General features: G+C 32.3%; 19 protein-coding genes and 1 riboswitch. Of the genes, 9 read left to right on the forward strand and 10 right to left on the reverse strand.

The window, feature by feature from the left end; translation table 11 throughout:
• Positions 1-53 precede the first annotated feature (53 nt).
• The 4 genes from licT to SH09_RS14540 all read left to right on the forward strand — a co-directional run bounded on the left by licT (position 54) and on the right by SH09_RS14540 (position 6,027).
• On the forward strand, positions 54-878 hold the full coding sequence (gene licT, locus SH09_RS14525) for a BglG family transcription antiterminator LicT (RefSeq protein ID WP_042740303.1): 825 nt from the start codon (positions 54-56) through the stop codon (positions 876-878).
• Between the two features lie 273 nt (positions 879-1,151).
• Positions 1,152-3,101 (forward strand): beta-glucoside-specific PTS transporter subunit IIABC, encoded by a 1,950-nt coding sequence (locus SH09_RS14530; RefSeq protein ID WP_042740304.1) that lies wholly within the window; start codon positions 1,152-1,154, stop codon positions 3,099-3,101.
• A 23-nt stretch (positions 3,102-3,124) separates the two neighbouring features.
• Positions 3,125-4,555 (forward strand): 6-phospho-beta-glucosidase, encoded by a 1,431-nt coding sequence (locus SH09_RS14535; RefSeq protein ID WP_042740305.1) that lies wholly within the window; start codon positions 3,125-3,127, stop codon positions 4,553-4,555.
• Positions 4,556-4,572: 17 nt separating this feature from the next.
• On the forward strand, positions 4,573-6,027 hold the full coding sequence (locus SH09_RS14540; RefSeq protein ID WP_042740306.1) for a glycoside hydrolase family 1 protein: 1,455 nt from the start codon (positions 4,573-4,575) through the stop codon (positions 6,025-6,027).
• 237 nt (positions 6,028-6,264) lie between these two features.
• On the opposite strand, the gene SH09_RS14545 is transcribed toward SH09_RS14540, so the two are convergent.
• The 5 genes from SH09_RS14545 to SH09_RS14565 form a co-directional block, all read right to left on the reverse strand.
• Positions 6,265-6,924, reverse strand: a complete 660-nt coding sequence (locus SH09_RS14545; protein ID WP_042740307.1) for an NAD(P)H-dependent oxidoreductase — start codon at positions 6,922-6,924, stop codon at positions 6,265-6,267.
• Positions 6,925-7,079: 155 nt separating this feature from the next.
• Entirely contained in the window at positions 7,080-7,880 is an 801-nt protein-coding gene (locus tag SH09_RS14550; protein ID WP_042740308.1) for a Cof-type HAD-IIB family hydrolase, read from the reverse strand.
• A gap of 136 nt (positions 7,881-8,016) precedes the next feature.
• The gene (locus SH09_RS14555) at positions 8,017-8,547 is read right to left on the reverse strand and encodes an NAD(P)H-dependent oxidoreductase (RefSeq protein ID WP_042740309.1); all 531 of its coding nucleotides are present in this window, start codon (positions 8,545-8,547) and stop codon (positions 8,017-8,019) included.
• Positions 8,548-8,645: 98 nt separating this feature from the next.
• The gene (locus tag SH09_RS14560; protein WP_042740310.1) at positions 8,646-10,172 is read right to left on the reverse strand and encodes a sodium:solute symporter family protein; all 1,527 of its coding nucleotides are present in this window, start codon (positions 10,170-10,172) and stop codon (positions 8,646-8,648) included.
• A 31-nt stretch (positions 10,173-10,203) separates the two neighbouring features.
• Positions 10,204-11,085, reverse strand: a complete 882-nt coding sequence (locus tag SH09_RS14565; RefSeq protein ID WP_042740311.1) for an N-acetylneuraminate lyase — start codon at positions 11,083-11,085, stop codon at positions 10,204-10,206.
• A 196-nt stretch (positions 11,086-11,281) separates the two neighbouring features.
• On the opposite strand from SH09_RS14565, the gene SH09_RS14570 reads away from it, so the two are divergent.
• On the forward strand, positions 11,282-12,151 hold the full coding sequence (locus SH09_RS14570) for an ROK family protein (protein WP_042740312.1): 870 nt from the start codon (positions 11,282-11,284) through the stop codon (positions 12,149-12,151).
• A 334-nt stretch (positions 12,152-12,485) separates the two neighbouring features.
• Here SH09_RS14570 and SH09_RS14575 read toward each other — a convergent pair whose 3' ends face one another.
• Positions 12,486-13,283, reverse strand: a complete 798-nt coding sequence (locus tag SH09_RS14575; RefSeq protein ID WP_042740313.1) for a MurR/RpiR family transcriptional regulator — start codon at positions 13,281-13,283, stop codon at positions 12,486-12,488.
• A 157-nt stretch (positions 13,284-13,440) separates the two neighbouring features.
• Between SH09_RS14575 and SH09_RS14580 the strand changes: the two genes are divergently transcribed.
• Positions 13,441-14,112: an N-acetylmannosamine-6-phosphate 2-epimerase gene (locus SH09_RS14580; RefSeq protein ID WP_042740314.1), complete on the forward strand. Its 672-nt coding sequence runs from the start codon at positions 13,441-13,443 to the stop codon at positions 14,110-14,112.
• Between the two features lie 530 nt (positions 14,113-14,642).
• Here the strand turns inward: SH09_RS14580 and srtA are convergent.
• Positions 14,643-15,218, reverse strand: coding sequence for a class A sortase SrtA (srtA, locus tag SH09_RS14585; protein ID WP_042740315.1), 576 nt, complete (start codon positions 15,216-15,218; stop codon positions 14,643-14,645).
• 292 nt (positions 15,219-15,510) lie between these two features.
• Between srtA and SH09_RS14590 the strand changes: the two genes are divergently transcribed.
• Complete coding sequence (locus SH09_RS14590) at positions 15,511-16,020, forward strand: GNAT family N-acetyltransferase (RefSeq protein ID WP_042740316.1); 510 nt, start codon at positions 15,511-15,513, stop codon at positions 16,018-16,020.
• A 336-nt stretch (positions 16,021-16,356) separates the two neighbouring features.
• Here SH09_RS14590 and thiC read toward each other — a convergent pair whose 3' ends face one another.
• From thiC to SH09_RS14605, 3 genes are all read right to left on the reverse strand, one after another.
• Positions 16,357-18,093 (reverse strand): phosphomethylpyrimidine synthase ThiC, encoded by a 1,737-nt coding sequence (thiC, locus tag SH09_RS14595; protein ID WP_042740317.1) that lies wholly within the window; start codon positions 18,091-18,093, stop codon positions 16,357-16,359.
• Between the two features lie 106 nt (positions 18,094-18,199).
• A riboswitch (TPP riboswitch) is annotated at positions 18,200-18,300 on the reverse strand.
• A 148-nt stretch (positions 18,301-18,448) separates the two neighbouring features.
• Positions 18,449-19,351 carry a phosphatase PAP2 family protein gene (locus tag SH09_RS14600; protein ID WP_042740318.1) on the reverse strand — a complete coding sequence of 301 codons (903 nt, stop codon included), beginning with the start codon at positions 19,349-19,351 and terminating at the stop codon, positions 18,449-18,451.
• A 368-nt stretch (positions 19,352-19,719) separates the two neighbouring features.
• Complete coding sequence (locus SH09_RS14605; RefSeq protein WP_042740319.1) at positions 19,720-20,397, reverse strand: haloacid dehalogenase type II; 678 nt, start codon at positions 20,395-20,397, stop codon at positions 19,720-19,722.
• Between the two features lie 265 nt (positions 20,398-20,662).
• Here SH09_RS14605 and SH09_RS14610 point away from each other — a divergent pair, with 265 nt between their 5' ends.
• Together SH09_RS14610 and SH09_RS14615 are read left to right on the forward strand one after the other, a co-directional pair.
• Positions 20,663-20,929, forward strand: coding sequence for a hypothetical protein (locus tag SH09_RS14610; RefSeq protein ID WP_042740320.1), 267 nt, complete (start codon positions 20,663-20,665; stop codon positions 20,927-20,929).
• A gap of 575 nt (positions 20,930-21,504) precedes the next feature.
• A complete protein-coding gene (locus tag SH09_RS14615; protein ID WP_042740321.1) occupies positions 21,505-23,616 on the forward strand; it encodes a helix-turn-helix domain-containing protein in 2,112 nt (703 codons plus the stop codon).
• Positions 23,617-23,809: the final 193 nt, after the last annotated feature.

Genomic DNA, 23,809 nt, shown 5'->3' on the forward strand with positions numbered 1-23,809 from the left:
TAATATATAAATATATTATAGGGATGTTAAATCAGTCAGGGGTGATTTATTAGATGAAAATCACAAAAATATTGAATAATAATGTTATTATATCGAAAATTAATCACGAAGAGCGCATTATTATGGGCAAAGGCATTGCATTTGGGAAGTGTAATGGTGATTTGATTGAAAAAGATAAAATAGAAAAGGTCTTCCGTTTAACTAGTATTGAACAGGAACGCATGTTGCAGTTACTCCAAGAAATTAATCAAGATGTATTAATTACTACTCAAGAAATTATAACTGCTGCCAACCAATTATATGAAACACCTGTTGCTGAATCTGTTTATATTGCTTTAACCGATCATATTGATTATGCAATTAAACGTACGACAGAGGGACATTTAATTAAGAACCCTTTACTTTATGAAATTCAAAAACTTTATCCAAATGAATTTAAAATTGGGGTCACTGCCCTTGATATCATTAAAGAAAAATTTAGGGTTCAGCTCCCGAAAGATGAAGCAGGTTTTATTGCAATGCATATTGTTAATGCAAGTCTTGATGAAGAAATTGGTACAATTTATGAAATTACGAAGATAACAAAAAATATTATTGATATTGTTAGATATCATTTTAACTTACACATCAATGAAGACGAATTGAATTATTCTAGATTCATGACTCATCTGAAGTTCTTTAGTCAGAGATTACTTAACAACGAAGCATTAAATGAAGTTACTGATGAAAGTTTATTAACCTCGCTTCGTCAAAAGCATCCTACATCAGATCAATGCGTCGACAAAATTTCAGATTTTCTGCTAAAAAATTATAAACATTCGTTATCAATTGATGAAAGAGTGTACCTTATTTTACACATCGCCAGATTAGTAAAATAAAAATGTAAGCGTTGACATCTTTGTCATTAAGCGCTATACTTATTTCAAATTAATATTAATTGTTACTTTTGGCGCTTATTTTGGCGTTTGAGGTTGTAACTTTAAGTAGGCAAAACTCAGAGTATAACATGATGAATTTGTATTCATCTGTGTTTTATTCTGAGTTTTTTTGTTTTCTTTTAAAGCTAGTAAGGCGTATTACATGGCCATAATACACCTAATAGCTGTAACTTATTTTTTAAAAATTCATACTAAAAACTGGGGTGGTTTTCTATGAAATATGAGTCTTTAGCACAAACTATTGTCGATAATGTTGGAGGGAGAGATAACATTCTATCGTTAACACATTGTATTACAAGACTACGTTTTAAATTAAAGGATGAATCTAAAGCAAATACAGATTTCCTTAAATCACATGATGACATTGTTACAGTCATGAAATCGGGAGGACAGTATCAAGTTGTCATCGGCAATCATGTACCCGAAGTATACGAAGCTGTCAGCCACGTGGCAAATATTCAAGACGAAGAATCAGAGTCGCAACAACAAGCTAGTTCTGGCAGTGTACTTAGTCGCTTTATTGATTTAGTTTCTGGTATCTTCCAACCACTTCTTGGTGTATTGGCAGCTGCCGGGATGATCAAAGGTTTCTCAGCATTATTTTTAGCTTTAGGATGGGTTACTGAAAAATCTGGGACATATCAAGTGTTATTTGCTATTGGAGATGCTTTATTTTACTTTTTCCCAATATTTTTAGGGTTAACTGCAGCTAAGAAATTCCATGCTAATCCATTTTTGGGTATGGCAATAGGTGCGTCCTTGGTATATCCTACTTTAGTTTCTGCAATGGAATTAGGCGCAAAAGGTGCTACTACCCTATTCTCTGGTTCAATATTCGAAGTACAATCTAGTCTCACATTTGCTGGATTACCTATTATTTCTATGACTTATACACAAAGTGTAATTCCAATTATTTTTGCAGTGTTTTTCGCAGCAAAACTTGAAAAGAAACTAAAGGTCATTATTCCGGACGTCATTAAAACATTTTTCGTACCGTTTTTCACATTATTAATTATCGTACCTGTTACCTTTTTAGTGATTGGGCCGGTTTCTTCTTGGCTAGCAAACTGGATTGGATCAGGTGCTTTAGCTATCTATAGTCTAAGTCCAGTATTAGCCGGTATTTTATTAGGTGCTTTTTGGCAAATCTTTGTCATCTTCGGTCTACATTGGGGACTCGTAGCCATCATGATTAACAATGTTTCTACGACTGGATTCGACATTATTAATCCACTTATTTTTGCAGCATCATTTGCACAAACTGGAATTGTGTTTGGTATTTTCTTAAAAACTAAAAATAAAAAATTAAAATCCATTTCACTACCCGCAGCAATATCAGGTATTTTTGGTGTAACAGAACCAGCAATTTACGGTATTACTTTGCCAAGAAAGAAAATGTTTATCTATAGTTGTATCGTTGCAGGTATCTTTGGCGGATTAATTGGGTTTGCTGGAACTAAACTATACTTTATGGGTGGTTTAGGAATCTTTGGATATACAACATTTATTGGTAAAGCCGGTTTAGATTCTTCAGTTTGGATTGCAGTCTTAGCTACCGCATTGGCATTAATTGTTGGTCTTATTGTGGGATACATTGTCCATTCAGATAAAAATGAACAGGAACAAGAGGTTTCAGATTCTAAAGATAGTAAAACAAAAGATGTAACTTCTCCTATTAACGGCGAAACTGAACTACAACATATTGTTAAAGATGATTTCGTAAAGGCACCATTATCTGGCGATATGATTAAACTAGAACAAGTAAATGATCCAGTGTTTTCATCTTTAGCAATGGGTAAAGGTATTGCCATTAAGCCTACATCCAATACAATTATTGCACCTTTTGATGCAACAGTTGAAAGTTTATTCCCTACTGGTCATGCTATAGGCCTCAAATCAAAACACGGTACAGAATTACTTATTCATATTGGTATTGATACTGTGAAATTAGACGGACAAGGCTTTAAAGCATTAGTAAACCAAGGTGATACTGTCGTTGCCGGACAGCCATTAATTGAATTTGATAGTCAGATAATTCAAAAACAGAACTTTGATGATACCGTTATGATTGTAGTCACAAACTCTAATATTACAAAGGATGTCATCATTGAAAGTAAAGCACATTTTAATAAGCAAGATGATTTATTCGCTATTATTTATTAAAAACAAAAAATGGAGGTTTCTATATGTCTGTATTAAATAAAGATTTTTTATGGGGTGGCGCAATCGCTGCTAATCAAGTTGAAGGCGCTTATAAAGCTGATGGTAAAGGGTTAAGTTTAGTTGATTTATTACCTGCTGGTGATGAACGCAAGGAACCATTATTTAACCCTGCAAATGCACTTAATCAACAATTTGATTATTATCCTAGTCATGAATCTATTGATTTTTACCATAGATATAAAGAAGATATTAAATTATTTGCTGAAATGGGATTTAAAGCTTTACGACTTTCTATTTCATGGCCAAGAATCTTCCCGAACGGCGATGAGAGTGAGCCTAATGAAGATGGCTTAGCTTTCTATGATGAGTTATTTGACACACTTGAGCATTATGGTATAGAACCCATTGTGACAATCAACCACTTTGATACACCTTACTATTTAGCAGAACAATATGGTGGTTGGTATAACAGACAAACCATTGACTACTTTGTAAATTATGCAACTGTGCTATTTAAACGCTATAGCAAGCGTGTTAAATATTGGATTACACATAATGAAATCAATATGATATTACACATTCCATATATTGGTGGTGGTTTAATTATCAAGGATACCGATCATAAAGAACAAATCATGTATCAAGCTGCACATCATCAACTAGTTGCTTCTAGTCTTGCAACAAAAATTGCAAAAGAGATTGATCCTACCAATCAAATCGGTTGTATGCTAGCAGCTGGCGATGTCTACCCTAATACATGTAACCCAGTAGATATCATGGCTGCACTTAAGAAAAATAGAGAACAGTATATTTTCATTGATGTACAAGCACGCGGCGAGTATCCAAGCTATAGTAAACGTCTTTTCGATGAACTTGGCATCAACATAAACAAAGCTGTAGGTGATGATGAATTATTAAAACAGTATACTGTTGATTACATTTCATTCTCATATTATTCAAGTAGACTTGAAAGTGGTGATGATGAAGTCAATAAGCATAAAGAGGCAGGCAATGCTTTCGCTTCTTTAAAGAATCCATACTTAGAAGCTTCTAATTGGGGATGGCAAATCGATCCCGTTGGTTTGAGAGTTACTATGAATCAAATTTATGACCGATATCAAAAGCCTCTATTTATCGTTGAAAATGGATTAGGAGAAATTGACGAGGTGTCTGAAGATGGAAAAATTCACGATTCATACCGTATTAAATATTTAAGTGAACATTTAACACAGATGAAAGAAGCAGTAAAAGATGGTGTTCCATTACTTGGCTACACATCATGGGGATGTATCGATATCGTTTCTGCTGGCAGTGGCGAAATGAAAAAACGCTATGGTTATATCTATGTTGATAGAGATAATCGAGGTAATGGTTCGCTAAATCGTATTCGCAAAGATTCATTTTACTGGTATCAAAACGTAATTAATTCGAACGGTGAGGACTTATCATATTAATAAATGGAGGTAATACAATGAAGCAAATGAACTTAAATTTTCCAAATAACTTTTTATGGGGAGGAGCAACTGCAGCCAATCAAATTGAAGGTGCTTATAATTTAGATGGTAAAGGGATGTCTACAGCGGACTTTATAGAATTTATCCCTAAGTCACAACGCACTAAAGATAATGAGATGGAAATTACTTCTGACAAAATTAAACAAATCAAAAATTCAAATTATCAAGGCCGTTTCCCTAAACGTGACGGCATTGATTTTTACCACACTTATAAAGAAGATATTGCTTTATTTGCTGAGATGGGTTTCAAAGCGTTTCGCATGTCGATACATTGGTCTCGTATATTCCCTAATGGTTATGATACAGAACCTAATGAGGCAGGCCTCGCCTTTTATGACAAAGTATTTGATACATTATTATCATATAATATAGAGCCCGTTGTAACGTTAAGTCACTATGAAACACCTATTGGCCTAACTGAAAAATACAATGGCTGGGTAGATAGAGCTGTAATTGATCACTTTGTAAAATATGCTGAAACAGTATTTACACGCTATAAAGACAAAGTTAAATATTGGATATCATTTAATGAAATAAATATCATCAATCTTTCACCATACACAGGTGGTGGCATATTATCTGACCGCGAAGATAATCCTCTATCTGCATCATATCAAGCATTACATCACCAATTTGTAGCTTCATCATTAGCAACTAAAAAGTTAAAGGAGATTATTCCTAATGCACAAATGGGTTGTATGTTAGCTAGAATGAAACATTATCCTAATACATGTAACCCTGATGATGTATTAAAAGCACAACAAGATAATCAAGCTAATTTATTATATACAGATGTACAAGCTAATGGTGAATATCCTAATTATTTCAACAAATTTTTAGCAGAAAATAACATATCTTTGAAGATTACTGATGCTGACTTAGCAATTATCAAACAATATCCCGTAGATTATATTTCATTTAGTTACTACATGTCACTACTGTCTTCAACAGAACCTGAAGGTAAAACAACAAATGGAAACTTGATGAACAGTTTAAAAAATCCTTATTTAGAAGCTTCTGATTGGGGATGGCAAATTGACCCTGTTGGTCTCAGAATCGTATTGAATGAATTTTGGGATCGCTACCACAAACCATTATTTATTGTTGAAAATGGTTTAGGTGCTGTCGATGAAGTAAAAGATAATCAAATTCATGATCAATATCGTATAGATTATTTACAACAACATATTACTGAAGCTAAAAAAGCAATTCAAGATGGCGTGAACTTAATCGGATATTTAGCTTGGGGTCCCATTGATTTAGTTTCAATGTCCACGAGTGAAATGTCAAAGCGCTATGGATTTATCTATGTCGATCAAGACGATTATGGAAATGGTAGCAAACAACGAATCAAGAAGGACTCATTTGATTGGTATAAAAACGTTATAGCTACTAATGGCAATAATTTATAAAGTCTAATGCGTGTTTCCTTTAAATAAGGTTAAACAAATCCTATTATTTACACAACAATAAATCAGCTGAGACGTATTTGAAGTCCCAGCTGATTTTATTTTTATTAAATTCAAACTAACTTAATATACTAGAAATTTAATTTTTTTATCCAATATCAAATATACCAACTTAAGACATACTTAATAATCATAGGTCTTATCATTATTAAGTATGTCTAAAATAATTGGCTAAACGAACTATTCTAACCATTCAATAACGTCTGCTTGTGATTGGCGAACCTTTGGCTTTGGTTCCGTCTCTCTATACCCAAAAGCAACCATAACGGATGGTGCAAAATTTGCTTCGTCTAATATACCTTCATCTGATAATAACTTTGTTACACCGTCTAAATCAAATCCTTCAATCGGACATGAATCTATATTTAACAAAGCAGCACTTGTCATCATATTACCCAATGCGATATATGTTTGTTTACGCGCCCAGTCCAATAATGTACGTTCATTGTCATTGATGTGGAAACCTGTTTGGAAGTTATCAAATTTTTCTTCTGTTGCAGGAATCGACTCTGGGCTATATTGTTTCACTTCACGTAATAAATGCTGTACATAAGGAGACTTAGCTACGACATTCTTGCGCGCTAAAATTAATACAAAATGGCTTGCTGTATCGAGTTGTCCCTGTGCGCCCCAACTGATTTCCTTTGGTTTATTACGGAGTGCTTTATTTTGTATAACTACAAATTTCCACGGTTCAAGTCCAAGTGAACTCGGAGAAAGTCGTCCTGATTCGAGAATTGTATTAAATTCCGAATCACTGATTGATTTTGTTGCGTCGAACCGTTTTGTTGCATGTCTAAAGTTGAATGCTTCAATAATTGTATCTTGCATGTGAGTCATGATTACTTTGCCTACCTTTCAAATTGAATACTATTATAGTTTTCAGTATAAGCTACATAGAAACGTAGATTAAAGTAATATGTTTATAATGTATTAATTCATGTAATGATAAATAATTAGAAAAATATAATCTATTAATTATATATTACTGTTACTTATTGCTCTAACACTTTATCCTCTATAACAGTTAATACACCTTGTTCATCATTTGTTGGTGCCACATAATTAGCAACTTCAAACAATGTTTTATCATGACTATTTTTCATTACATAACTATGTTCAGCAAGTTGTAACATGTCTAAATCATTATTCGCATCACCAAAAGCCATGAGTTCTGTTGCTGAAAAATTCCATTTCTGTAATAATCGCTCCAAGGCATAGCCTTTCGTTATACCAGGAATAATTAAATCAATACTATCATGACCACTTGAAACCAGTTTCAGTTCATCTACAAATTGTTGAGTTAACTCATCATCAAGCATTGGATGAGTATCTCTATTTATATCTAAAGCAACTTTAACAAATTCATCCTCCGGTAAATCTTGAAATGAGTCAATTTCTTGTAATTGATGATAATAAAATCTAACAACATCTTTGAATATTTCAGGCGTATCCTTTAATATGTATGCACTTTTCAATCCACATACGATTAAATTTTTAATACCACGTTCAATATTTAAGTAATCTATTATACGTTGATATAGCACTCTATCAAACGAACGATAATCTAATAACTGATCACCTTCGTAAATGACTGCTCCATTTTCTGCTACAAATAACATATCTCTTTCACCAAATATTGATTTCAATTTAGCATATTGATTGCCGCTCGCTGCAATAAACTTAATCCCTTTTTGCTGAAGTTGCTGATAAATGTATTCAAATCTTTCTTTATCATAATTTTTCTTACTATCTAAAAATGTACCATCCATATCAACTGCTATTGCTTTTACCATCTATTTTCCCCTCAAATCCTTTGTTATATAATACCTACATTATATCTATAATCTAGATTGAATCATAGTGAATTGAGACAGTTACATATAGAAAAAAGGCCCATGATTTTGATTCATGAGCCTTCTTAAAAAAATGTTATTTATCAAGTTGCTTAATAAATTCAATATAATCTTTCGCATTTTCTTCAACTTGGCTTGGCGTAATATTCAAAGCACCATAAAGTTTATGAATACCTGCAAAATTAGCTTTAACGAAACGTGTCGTTGCTATCATCGGACTTAATAATGTTTCAACTGAATATTTAACATTTCCCTCTGATGTATAAGATTCTGGTGCTGAACCAATAGACACAGCAATAGCAAAATCTTTATCTGCTAATGCATTACCTGTAGAACCATAAGCCCATCCATAAGTGAATACTTCGTCTAAATATTGTTTAAGCATTGGCGGACTACTGTACCAATATAATGGATATTGGAAAATGATACGGTCATGTGCTTCTAATAGCTTTTGCTCTCTTTCAACATCAATCTTACCGTGTGGATATTCAGGATATAATTCATGAATTGTCACTAAATCTTCTTGCTCAGACAATGCATCGCGCCACTTTTTATTCACTGTAGAATTGGTGATATCTGGGTGTGCAATAATTACTAATGTAGACATTATTCAGATTCCTCGCTTTCAAACTTTCATTAATAGCTATATCTTAACGATTACATTATGAAATTGAAAATAATATGCCCCATCAAAGCTTATAATCGTCACTCAATTTTTGTTTTAGAAATATAAGTTGTTTGTGCATGTCTGTCATAAATTGTCAGTCCTTGAATGTCTTTAGATGCCCCTGGCACCACAATACTAATTAAATAAGAAAAGACAAATGCGATTGCAAACGACAGAATAGATACAAAGAAGGGTGAATTCCCTCCGCCAATACCATTAAATAAGTAGGCAAAGAGAATGCCACAGATTAATCCACAGATTACACCAAATGTGTTCGTACGTTTTGTAAATATTCCTACAGCAAAGATACCAGCAAGTGGCACACCTACGAGACCCGTTACTAGTAAGAATAAATCCCACAAACCATTAGAATTAGAAATGATAAGATAAATTGACATACCATAACCGAATAATCCTGAGACGATTATCATCCAACGTGCAAATAACACTTCCTGTTTATCACTCGATTTTCCAAAAAACCTATGCTTAATATCTACAGAAATACATGCTGAAATTGAATTCAAACTCGACGATATTGTGGATTGTGCAGCTGCAAAGATAGCAGCAATTAATAATCCTGCAACAAAAGGTGGCATTTCAGTTAATATAAAATACGGCACAACAGAAGATGTATTAAAGTCTGATGGCAAGTTAGCTTCATGATTGTAGAATGAATATAACATTGTTCCCATTCCATAGAATAATGGCGCAGAAATTAATGCTAAAATACCATTCATCCAAAGTGATTGTTTCGTTTCTTTCATAGATTCTGATGCCTGATATCTTTGTACAACATCTTGACTTGCAGTATATTGATGTAAATTATTAAAGATATTACCTAAAAAGATAATTGGTATTGATGCAGCTGCTGCATTTACCTTCCAATTATCAGCACTAATAATCTTCTTATGTTCAATAGCATCATTAACAAGTGTACCGAATCCGCCTTGAATATGTGTTACCCCTAGAATAATAATCGCAGCCGCACCACCTAGAAGAATGACACCTTGGATAAAATCACTCCACACCACTCCTTCAAAGCCACCTAAAAATGTATAAAGTATACACAATACCCCTACTAAAGAAGCAACGACAATCGGATTCATATCTGAAACAGAAGTAATCGCTAACGTGGGTAAGTATATTACAATTGCTACACGACCTAAATGAAATAATACAAATAAAAGTGATCCTATCACACGTACACTCGGACCAAACCGAGCCTCTAAATATTCATATGCGGAAGTAACCTTTAACTTTTTAAAAAATGGCACATAAAAATAAATAAGTAGCGGTATGATTGCAACAATGGCAATGTTGCCCGCAATGTACGCCCAGTCCGTCAAAAATGCTTTTTCGGGAGTCGACATAAACGTAATTGCACTTAAAGTTGTTGCATAAATTGAGAAACCAACTGCCCAAGACGGCAATCGACCACTTGCGGTAAAGAAACTATCTGTATTTTGACTTGCCCTTTTAGTAAAATAAGCACCGATTAACAACATGACTACGAGATAAATAATAACTGCTATCCAATTCCAAAATCCAAATCCAACTTGATGCATACACTTCAACTCCTAACTAGATGTCTTAACCTTATAACGAATATGCCTTAATTAATTGATCGAGTTTATTTCTGTGTCGCTCATCAAATGGTTTAAATGGTTTCTTCGGCAGTCCACTGTCGATACCACGTGTCTTTAATACTTCCTTCAATGTAGGATAAATTCCTAATTCTAATACCGTCTCAATAATGTCATTTGATTCATGTTGCAATTGATATGCTTCTGCCACATTACCTTGGTGCACAGCTTCAAATATTTGTCTAGCACGCTTACCATTGATGTTATAAGTAGAACCTATCGCCCCATCAACACCGGAAATAGCAGCTTGAACCAACATTTCATCAAATCCTGAAAGAATCAACTTATTTGGGAAGGCTTTTCGTATACGCTCTAACAAATAAAAATTAGGTGCTGTATATTTAACACCAATAATTCGTTCATGATTAAACAGAGATTCAAATTGGTCAATTGAAATATTAACACCTGTTAAATCTGGTATTGCATAAATGATTAGGTCGTTTTGTGTTGCCTCTATTAAATCAAAGTAATAATCTCTAATTTCCTCAAACGAGAAAGGATAATAAAAGGGTGTAACCGCAGATATTGCATCATATCCTAATTCAGTGGCATACTTCCCTAACTCTATAGCTTCTTTAAGATCCAAAGATCCTACCTGAGCAATCATCTTAGTATCATCAGTAACAGCATCTTTCGCAATTTTAAATATTTGTTTCTTTTGATCTGTGTTTAATAAAAAGTTCTCCCCAGAGCTTCCATTAACATATAATCCATCTAACTGTTCAGTTTCAATTGCATTTTTTGCAATTTCTCTTAAACCATCTACTTTAATGTCTCCATTTTCATCAAATGGAACCAATAAAGCGGCAAATAATCCTGTTAATTCTTTTTTCATAACACAACTAACCCCCAATTTATTAATAAATATGACTAATATGCACAATTACAAAATGTCTAAAATTACTATTTACAACTCAAATTGTAAACGCTACCATAATGAGTATCAATAGATTATTGAAAAATATAACCATTTATATCATGTTTTAATGAAAAACATTTTCAAAAATCATTTTAAAGAAGGAGTGACTCTTATGATTTCTTATAAAATAGCAGTAGATGTAGGTGGCACATCTATAAAGGCGGCAGTGATAAATGATCATCAAATAATAGATCATCTAATTATTCCAACTCCTGATAATCAAAATGAACTGATTATTGATTGTGTTATACATTTAGTGGAACAATTTAAAGTACAATATAATTTAAAGGAATTGAATGTTGGTATTTCTACAGCTGGTGTTGTGAATGAGGTGAATGGGGAAATTGTGTATGCGGGTCCCACTATACCTAATTATAGTGGGACAAATTTTAAAAACGTGTTATCCCCTCTCAACGCTAAAGTACATGTCTATAACGATGTAAATGCTGCGCTATTAGGAGAATTATCACAATATAATTACGATTACGACAATATATTTTGTCTGACGATTGGAACTGGAATCGGTGGTGCTTTTTATTCGAAAATAGGTAACTTGTATAGTGGAGAAAGGCATCGCGCAAATGAGATTGGTTACTTACTTTACCATCCAGAAGAAGGAACAAACTTTGAGCAACGTGCATCAACAACTGCACTTAAGTCACAACTGTCAGCAAATTTAAATTTTAAGAATATTAATGTACCATTCATCTTCAAATATGCTCATGAAGGTAATCAAGAAGCTCAGAAGCTACTGAATCGTTGGGGACAATCAGTAGCAGAAGGTATAGCACAAATTCAAATTATATATGATCCAGGTCTTATTTTAATTGGTGGCGGTATTTCTGCTCAACAAGATAAACTTTTGTCTTTTATCGTTCCACATATAACAACTTATTTACCACATAATTATGGCCATGCGGTCATACAGACAATGCAATGCCAAAATGATGCAGCATTATTTGGAGCGGTTGCTAAATTTTAACTGAGTAATATTTGTTTTTCTGATACTTTGTTTATATATTCGCTAGTTAGATTATTCAGCTAAATACTGGCGCTTTATTTAATGTTTTGATAGACAAGTATTACAATCAAGCAGGGCATAGATAAAAAGGGCAGCATTATGCTGCCTCTCTATTAATTCCAAGCAATACTAATTCACTTTGATTGTTTCATTACATTATCATCATTCGAAGTACTTTCTTACTATTACTTGATAGTTGCGACATGTCGATTCCCATGGGACTAACACATGATGGGAATTGTTTATTAGCTGAGGACACTCGTGGCAGGCGTGCTTCAAATCTAGCTATAACACACTACGCATCTAATATTACTTTCTTTGTATTCTGATAAACTTGATGCATATAATCATCATCAAGCAACAAATAACTGACAATATCAATCAAAAATAATGTTGCGATTTGAGTATTTACAAATCTACTATCATTGATTCTAGATTGATCAGTCGTAATTAATACCAAATCTGCACATTCAGTTATTGAACTGCCCTCATAATTAGTGATTGCTACCACAAATGCCCCATTATCATGAGCAATTTTAGCTGCAGCAATCAATTCTACAGTTTCACCACTATTCGAAATAGCTACAAACGTATCAGATTGCGTCAATAACGAAGCAACGATCTTCATTTGATGTGCATCGGTTGATACATTCCCCTTTAAACCCAAGCGCATCATGCGATAATAAAATTCTGTTGCTGACAGTCCAGAACTACCTAAACCAGCATAAATAATTTGCTTACTTCGATTAATCTGATTAACAAAACGCTTAATTTTTTCATCAGAAATAAATTCACCTGTTTGTTGGATAATATCTTGATGATATTTGTGTATACGCTGAATCAATGGACTATTTTCGATTTCCCTATTGGTCATTTCTTGTTGCAAATTAAATTTTAAATCTTGGAAATTCTCATAATCTAACTTATTACTAAAACGTGTGATTGTTGCTGGCGAAGTTCCTATTGCATAAGCAAGTGAATTAATTGTAGAAAAATCATCATTAAATTCATTATTTTGAATAAACTCTACGATTTGCTTATCTGTCTTGGTAAAACGTTGGCGAAAACGTTGCACTCTATTTTCAAACTTCACTATATGACCACCCTTTTCAGTTAATTTTCTCTAGTATAAATGAAAACATTTTTCATAACAAATATATCTATTGATTAATAATTTCTCGATGTTATATTAAACCTATCAGTAATATTCTGTTAAGAAAAAACTACTAAACGTTATGGAGTGTGTCATTATGTTACCTCAAGGTTTAATTGTTTCTTGCCAGGCTTTGGCAGATGAACCCTTATATTCATCGTTTATCATGTCTAAGATGGCATTAGCTGCTTATCAAGGTGGCGCTGTTGGTATTAGAGCAAATTCAAAGGACGATATTATCGCAATTAAAAAGGAAGTTGATTTACCTATTATCGGGATTGTTAAAAGAGACTATCCTGATTCAAAAGTCTTTATCACTGCAACACGTACTGAGGTAGATGAATTACTCGACAGTGGTTGTGACGTAATTGCTTTAGATGCTACAGCCCAACCACGTCCCAATGAATCTCTTGCGGATTTAGTTAAATATATCCGTAATAAAGCACCTCATATCGAAATTATGGCAGATATTTCAACGATAGAAGAAGCCCAACACGCCGATGCATTAGGTTTCGATTATATTGGTACAACATTACATGGTTACACTGAATATACACACGGACATGTGCTATATGAAGACAACTTCCAATTTTTAAAGGATGTATTATCCAATGTACATGCAAAAGTCATTGCAGAGGGTAATGTTATCACACCAGAAATGTTACAAATTGTTGATAGACTCGGGGTACATTGTACTGTTGTAGGTAGTGCAATCACGCGGCCTAAAGAAATTACGCAACGTTTTGTTAATGTTTTAAAAAATGAATAAATATATAACAGACGCGTCTGAGACATGCCATATGCCTGATACATAAGGCACCTTGTTAATTTAGTACAGAATGCATATTAAATTATACGAAAGCGCCTTATTTTTAAGGTGTATTAATATATAATCACATATAAATTTGGTGTGTTTTGGCGAGACTCCTGTGGGAACAGGACAAGCTGAAGACTACAGGCTGAAGCTGGCCCCTAGGAAAGCGAGCCAATAATACGAACTTAATACAAATCGAATAACAGTAAATAAGATAGGATGCATTTGTAAACACAAACAAGACATATTTAATTACGAGGATGTTAATATATTTTATTATTTTAATGTAAAATATAATGCTGCTTTACGAAGTATTCTGGCGAGACTCCTGTGGGAACAGGACAAGCTGAAGACTACAGGCTGAAGCTGGCCCCTAGGAAAGCGAGCCAATAATACGAAATAATAAATAAAAAGGCACTCAGATAAATTGAATTCAATCATCTGAGTGCTATTTTTTGGAATTTGTATTCCAGACTCGTTATGCTTTATACTGCTTTAGCAATAAATATTTTGCGTTTTTCCCATTGTCCTGTCTTTTTATTATAATCATCACAAGTAATTAATGTAAGTTGGTGTTGCTTTGATTGTTGTTCATCTAGCACTTTTACATCACTAGGTTTCACATCATAAATTTTTGAGATTTTGTACTTTCGCTTATCCTTCCCAACTTTAAAGTTAACGACACTGCCTTTATGTGCTTTAGGTAAATTTGAAAATTGATACGTATCCGAGCCTTCGAAAGTATGACCAGCTATAGCTATATTTTGATCATTTAATGATTCGTCTGCTTCAACTAAACTAATGCCTCGATCTAATTGTTTCGGGGTAGCGGGCCCTGGAAATACTGGCGCTTTAATTTTAGCATCAGGCACTTCAATATAGCCTACCATTTTAGATTTATCTTTGGGAATCTCACCAGAAAATTGTTGTTTTTTATCGTATTCCGTTATTTTATCTTCATCGGCTTTCTTTGTTAAATAATTATCAATATGAGGCTTAGCTAAAAAGTAAATTGCAATTAAAATAAAAATGACACCAACTATCCTTAGTAGCTTATTCATTTCTTTTATACTCCTTTAATGTTAGCACTTATATTTCAGAATATAAGTATAGCACAATACATTTAGAATTGGACTAGTCCATATGTTATTTCGCATTCCAAATATTTAAATAAATGAGGAGAATTTTTACAACAATACATTGCAGAACTTAATAATTAAGTGTTAAATAGTATTAAATCACTCATCGTAAATATCTTGGTTTAACTAAGTGTTTCATATTAATTATGAATGCCATACTTTTATAACTGTGATAGTGATTTCTAATTTACTTTAATATAAGGTGGGATGCGCTATGATACGTCATGCTAAGCAATCAGATTTACCGAATATACTAGAAATATACAACGATGCGATCTTGAATACTACCGCTGTTTATACTTATAAACCTCAAACTTTGGCATCACGTGAAACTTGGTTTGAAAATAAACTTAATAAACAAGAGCCTGTTCTTGTATACGATGAAAGAGGTGAAGCGATAGCCTTCGCTACTTATGGTACATTTAGAGATTGGCCCGCTTATCAATATTCTATTGAACACTCTATTTATGTAAATAAACATCATAGAGGAAAAGGGATTGCATCACAATTGCTGGCTGAAATCATCCAAACTGCTCGTAATAATGGCTATAGAACACTTGTTGCAGGCATTGACGCTACGAATGATTATAGTATTTACTTGCATAAAAAATTTAAATTCAAACATTCTGGAACCATTCAAAATGTAGGTTATAAATTTGATAAATGGTTAGATTTAGCATTCTATCAATTAGATTTAAATCCTTCTCAAAGTACGAAACATTAATTTGTGCTATATACATTCAGACTTTTAGCTAGAAGATTTACTTTACAATATTTATATTATTATCTCACTTTCCTAAGATGCCGTCTCAGCCTCGGCCTTCAACTGACACTGCTTCCTTAGGAGTCTCGACCTAATACTTCTCAATATTTTATACCGCTATTATTATATAATTTATAATGCGCTGTGGTTATATTTGAGTAAAGCTCATTTTCTTTTGGGATCATAAAAAGCTCCCTTCAAAGTTTACGTTTTTCAGTAACTACTTTAAAGGGAGCATCACTTCATAGCATAGTTCTCTTATTTTAAGAATGGGAATTTTCGCCCAAAACTCTATCTCTAACGGTAAATCCTACTACCTTTTGAAACAAATTCTTCAGACTTTTGTTTCAATCCTTCTTCTTTTAAATCATTGTGCTTTCTTAAATCGTGAGAGATACGCATCGAACAGAATTTAGGCCCACACATACTGCAGAAATGGGCAACCTTTGCTGCTTCAGCAGGTAGTGTTTCATCATGATATGAACGTGCCTTATCAGGATCTAGCGACAGATTAAATTGATCGTACCATCTAAATTCAAATCGTGCTCTACTAATTTCATCATCTCTTTGTTGTGCTCCTTTGACACCTTTTGCCAAGTCAGCTGCATGTGCTGCAATCTTATACGTGACAACACCTTCTCTCACATCGTCTTTATTAGGTAATCCCAGATGCTCTTTTGGAGTAACATAACAAAGCATTGCTGTACCATAACTAGCAATTTGGGCTGCCCCGATTGCAGACGTAATATGGTCATAGGCTGGTGCAATATCTGTTGTTAATGGACCTAATGTGTAAAAAGGCGCTTCTTGACAATGGAAATCAGCTAAGTCTTGATTTTCCTTTATTTTATGCATCGGAACATGTCCTGGCCCTTCAATCATCACTTGTACGTCATATTCCCAAGCTATTGCAGTTAATTCCCCTAATGTCTTTAATTCCAGAATTTGGCTCTCATCATTTGCATCATATATTGACCCGGGTCTTAATCCATCTCCAAGAGAAATTGCAATATCATAACGGCTCATTATTTCACAAATTTCTTCAAAATGTGTATATAAAAAGCTTTCTTCATGATGCGCTAAACACCATTGTGCCATGATAGATCCACCTCTTGAAACAATACCAGTTAATCTATCCACTGTTGTCGGGACATAACGTAATAATACGCCTGCGTGTATCGTGAAGTAGTCAACGCCTTGTTCTGCTTGTTCAATTAAAGTATCGCGATAAATTTCCCAAGTTAAGTCCTTAGCAGAACCATCTACCTTTTCTAATGCTTGATAGATAGGCACAGTGCCAACAGGAACAGGGGAATTTCTCAATAGATATTCTCTCGTAGCATGGATATTTTTACCAGTAGATAAATCCATAATCGTATCTGCCCCCCAATGAATGCCCCAAACCAACTTTTCTATTTCAGCTTCTATAGAAGAACTGACTGCCGAATTACCAATATTAGCATTTATTTTCACTTGAAAGTTTTTACCTATAATCATTGGTTCTGATTCAGGGTGATTGACATTATTAGGAATAATCGCACGTCCTCGTGCAATTTCTGAACGCACATATTCAGGTGAGACATCTTCTCGTTTAGCTACAAATTTCATTTCTTTCGTGATAATACCTTGTTTCGCATAATGCATTTGTGTAACATTTTGTCCTGTTTTTGCCTTTTTCGGTTGATATTTAAATGGTGTCTCGACAAATTTTTTATGATTATTAGATTTAAATCCGTTATCCAGTGAGACAATTTTCCTACCTTCATATTCCAATGTATCATTTCTATCTTCTATCCATGGTGTTCTTAATTTGGGTATACCTTTTTGCACGTCAACTGTATAACTAGTATCATGATATGGACCTGCAGTGTCATAGACTAACACCGGTTTGTTAACCGTTGTTCCTTCTTCTGTTACTGTTGGTGAAAGTTGTATCTCTCTAAATGGAACTTGAATATCTGAATCTTCTCCACTCACCCAAATCCTTTGACTTGATGGAAATTGCTTTTTTAATTCTATTTTTTCTTGTTTCATAAAAAAAACTCCTTAGCATTTTATTATTGCTAGGAGACCTGGTCGAAAATCACATATTTAGTGAAGCGACAGTAAATAAAAATCTACTCTATAGACTTTCCATTTATACTGTACTTTTCTGCTTCCCTACGCTGGTACTAACCAGATCAGGTTCAAAGGGTTGAGACTAATGTCTCTTTCAGCTAACAAGCACCCCTAGCAATTCTTATTAAATTCTAAATTAAACTTAACACTAATAAAAAATAATTACAAATAAATTTGAAAATTAATATAAACATAATCTAATACAATAAGTACCTAGGATTCTGTTTAACAAACAGAATCCTAGGTACTTATATTAATGTTCTGTTCTATTTTAATGTAAGTGTTTTGCATTCCATTTATAAATCATATAATCTGCTGCTATCATCAATAAAGTAATTAATGTAAAGGCCATGGTTACATCGCCTAAGAAATGTGCACCAATACGTAAACGACTCACACACATGATAATAGTAAACATAAATGCAATAATAAACATACGCTTTTGGGCAACACGTGTTTTAAAGTAAAATGCCCAAAACATTAAATAAGCCGCATCAGTTGTATGACCAGATGGAAATGAACTGTGACCAGTATTACCATTGATTGTAAGCCAATTTGTAAAATGTGCGCCGTCATGACCAATTTCATAAGGTCTTGCTCGCCCCCATAATTCCTTCAAACTATCAATCGTTTCTAATCCTACTAATAATACAAAAAAGCTAACAAATGCAACGCGAACTAATCTTTCTATCTCTGTTTGAGTCACTTGTTGTAACCAAAATTTTGTAACAAATAATGTAATTAACATAAGTAAAATGAATGTGATTAAGAAACTTAGCCCCATTGGTAATGCATTACTGGTATCACCTTCATTACTAGCCACACCTAATGGCTTATGTCGTTCAATATTGTCCATTGTTGCAAAGATATATTTAAATGTTTCAGATACCAAAGTATTAGCTTTTATCAAAGTATAAATAAAAGATAAAAATAAAATGATATATTTAATCAATTTACTTTCAAACTTTGAAAACACATAAAAATTCAAAATAATCATTGAAAGAATCAAAATAACAGTTGGCGGAAAAAGACCTAAATCTTGAAATACTGTCCCAAAGATTGAATTTTGATTCATAAAATGTTTAGATACTGGCAAATCAATAAATAAAGCGAGTACTAAAATAATGCAAAATACAGGTAATGCAATTGCTGTGAACCTTTTTGAAATAACCATGATGCCCTCCTAATTAATATCTTTTAATAATAATTTTAATAACTATTTTATTATTCATGAATTTTATTACTGCTTAACCATACCCATTTTATGCTTATGTATGTTTGAATTAACTAAAATTTTCATGATCTTTGTAGAGATAACTGCAATCTTTTTATATTATTGGAAGCCTAAATTCCATAGTGAAATTCTAAATGTGACATAACTGTTAGGTCACAATATCATTTATTCATGATATATTATTTGTGTAGCGAATATAGTTTTTTTAATTTTAAAGTTCTCCTTATTTTTATAAGCATATTTAGCTTCGCTAAATATAAAAAAAGCAGTAAATTCATGTCGACTTAAACATGAATTTTACTGCTTTTTTATTTATGATTTAACTCTAGCCATTTCACCATTTCGCTCACATTACTTACCGTTATCGTTGGTGTTGGACCGTTTACATCAAACTTTTTATTTGTTCGATTTACCCAAGCTGTATCAAATCCAAAGTTACTAGCACCAGTAATATCCCATGAGTTTGAAGAGACAAATAATATATCTTCTCTATTCATATGATAATACTCTAATACAAGTGCATAACTTGCAGCACTCGGTTTATATTGTTTAATTTCATTAACACTAATAAGTGTGTCGATATAACCACCTAGTTCTGAATTATCTATGAGTGGCATTAACATATTATCATTACCATTTGATAGTATACCTACATCAATATTTTTATCTCTTAAATTGGCTAATGATTTAGGTATCTCCTTGTAATAATTTAAATTAAAAAACGCTTCAAACAATCTATTAATATCTTCTCTATTATATTGAATATCATAAACATTTAAAGTATGTCGTAGTGAGTCTTTCGTCAATTCATCAAAAGGGATATATCTTTGCATAACCTGCCTCATAAACATATGTCTTAATTGAGTCTTTTGCCATAACTTAGTAATCTTTGTTGCAGTATCTTCATCAAACTCAATCATTTCATTTTTTAATGAATCCATATCAAACAAAGTACCATACACATCAAAAATAATAGCCTTATACATACTTTCCCTCCTCTGCAACTCCATAAAAATGAAACTTACTTATTATTTTACACAATAAACACACATTCAAAACAATTTAGAATTAAATTTGTTTACGAATCTTGTAATTTTAGTTAATTTATTATCAATAAATATTATATTTGTTCGACAACCACTCTGTATACCACCTAATTATTGATTGTAAATTTTATGTAAATTATATTAAACCAAGCTTTAAATCATTGATTAGTTGGCAATATAAAAGTAAGAGAGGAGGCTGGTTGTTATGAGAAAAATATTTTTCGTCGATTTGTTTAACCTCTTTATTATTACGCTCGGATACATGACGCTTATCTCATTAACGCTACTTGCATTTGATCTTTTTGAAATTAAAACAACCGGTTCAGTATTTTTAGAAGGCTTAAGTTCTATTACAATTTTTAAAATTTATAGCAATTCCATCTTCAATGGTCTATTTACTCTATTCTTAGTCATTACGATTATTTTATTTCTTTACAAAGCATATGATCTATATAGAAAAGACAGCAAATAAATCTTATTATAAGTTTTCTCATTCGTTTAATCTGACAATTCGTGTACCCTTAATAGCAAACAGCTCAGTTAAAGCCCAGAATAAATTAAATAACAAAATAATTGTATATTGTATTAGAAGATTATTAGTTATATAATATTGTGTGAGGATGTATTTTATGTGTTATAAACGGCTATTTAACTTGCCATCTATCATCATAGTTATATTCCATTCCCAGAATTAAACTTTATGCACCCATTTAAACAAAGTAAATAACACAACATTCTCAGTATAACTTCGTTCCTATGGACGAAAATAATAAGAGATCTAAAGTCACTTTCAGGCAGTGTTTTTAGATCTCTTTTTTTATCTTTTAACATATTAATGCTAAGATTATACGTTTATTACTACACCACTTCAAATTATTATTAATTTACTTACAATTTTTGAAAAATTCTCCGCAAAAGTGCTATTTATTAATTTATATCGTCACTTTAATAATAATGTGGGATTATCATTCTTTTTTCTTATTACAGATGTACAATGATTTTATTACTATTAACTGATAGTTCTAATTTCTGACTTAGGTGGTATTTATGATTAGCTCATTAACTGTAAGAAAAGATTATTCAACTGAATTTACGCGCTGCATAAACCAAATTATTATACTACTTCCATTAAATAAACCATGTAAGGTTAATTTAAATGGGATTATTTTGTCCGTTGATAATGGATTAATTATAAATAATTCAGATTTATATCAAATGATTAAATTAGATGATGTTGTCGAATTAAAGATTCCACTTCCCATATTTTTTGAACAAGAGCAATTTTTATCCAATTGTTATTTTGATTTTGCACAAATTCGTAATACTGATCAATTCAGAACTTTGGTATTACAAATTTTATATAATGAAGCCTATTTGACCAATGGTCAGTTACATTACGTAGCAGACATTGTTGATTTTTTGTTAAAGGAAGCCAAAGTCACATTACATACTACTTATGTACCTACTTTACGAACCAAAAATTTACTGGCACAAAAATTAATTCGCTACGTTAATTTAAATATACATGAGCATTTAACTACACAAGATGTCTCAAAAAAATTCTTCATTTCACAATCATATATTTCTATTATGTTCTCAAGAATGCTCAATATAAATTTTAAGTTTTATGTATCATCCTTAAAAGTCGCATTATCCTTGTATGATTTAGTACAACATAGTAAATCTATACATGAGACTGCAACACATTTTAGCTTTACTAATGTGAGTACCTATTCAAAGCATTTTAAAAATTTTGTTCATATGCCTCCAAAAAAATTTATTTATCACTATCGTAGTATGAAAGGCGATCACCCTGTCAAAATTCATACAGACGTTGAATATATTTCGAAATATTTATCTCAACTAAAACAGAATATTAAATTAAAGAACAATGTAATTTCTAATATAAATTTAGATGACTTACAATTTAACAATCACTTTGAACCGATGGTTAACGTGATTCAACTAAACAATTTATATGAACTGATTAATTTTTCAGAAAGCCATTTTGAGTCATTGATTGCGGAAAATTTCTCGAAAGTGAATTTACACATTCATAATGTAGACATTAAATATCTTAATAATTTAGAGTTACAGAAATTGTTAAATATTATCCAACGGTTAGCAAGTAATGACTTTAAAGTTACATTAACCGTTGCAACTGTTGATCATTTCCATTCCATACATAACGCAATTATCAGGCCATTGGCCAAAACAGATAAACGCCAATCTATATTAAGGTATTTGACATTGATATTTAATCCTGCAAATTGGGAAGACGAATACTTCCAATCTATCATGCAATTACTAACTCAGAGATATCGCAATATGGGCATAGGTATTGTAATAGATAATCTTTTAACTGAATATCAAACGATACCTGAAATAATCAATGCAATCACAATGTATCCTGCAACTAATTATTATATTAATAGTGATCTCAAGTTATTTCACGACTTAATTCACAACAAATTTATTCAGCCCTGTTCTGACTTAAAGCAAACATTTATGCAATTTATTAGCTATCTAGTACCACATTCAAATAAGTTAATTATTAACAATGTGACTTATAGCAGTTTATTAAAATACTACGAAAATAGTATAAGTGAATCACATATATTATTATCTCGCCTTTTATTAGACTTAAATGGGAAAATAGCTGGAATCGGCTTTCCACTTTATGCAGCTGATGATGATCAGGTCATGCTTATAGATCAACATCAAAATACGATGCCAATTGTTTATATTTATAGTTTATTAGCACCATTTATTGATCAATATATATTGCGCTTACCAAACGGCATTGTTTGTAAGGTGAATAGTGATTTTCATATGTTACTCATTAACAAAAATAATGCATTAACAAATACAGCGCCTTTAGTTATGTCCGTTACGACACCTTATACAAATGAGTATTTTGTATTTAATAGAATTTTAAATCCTGAACACGGATTGATTACGAATATGATTTCTGCGCAATTGAACCATACGTTTATTGATCCACAAGTATTACAACAAATAAATCAATCTAATCATCCTTTAGCTACGTTAACTTTGCATAGCAATAAACTACCATTATCTATTTCATTAGAGACAGCAACGATACAATATATGATGCTATCTCCAAATAATGACGGAAAACATCATAACTTAAACTAATATTATCGCGTTGCACACATGACGCTATACATATTAAAGATCAACCAGAGGTTAAATGATTTTGGCCATACATCAAATAGATGTAGCTAAGTTACGCCAAATGTTTAAAAACTGATTGATCTTTTTAAATTTAATATTTGCTTTTATTTTTGCAACACAGCATGTACCAAGCATGCTATTTGTACTTTTACTA

The sequence above is a fragment of the Staphylococcus gallinarum genome (assembly GCF_000875895.1).
In the GTDB taxonomy this organism is placed as follows: Bacteria; Bacillota; Bacilli; order Staphylococcales; family Staphylococcaceae; genus Staphylococcus; species Staphylococcus gallinarum.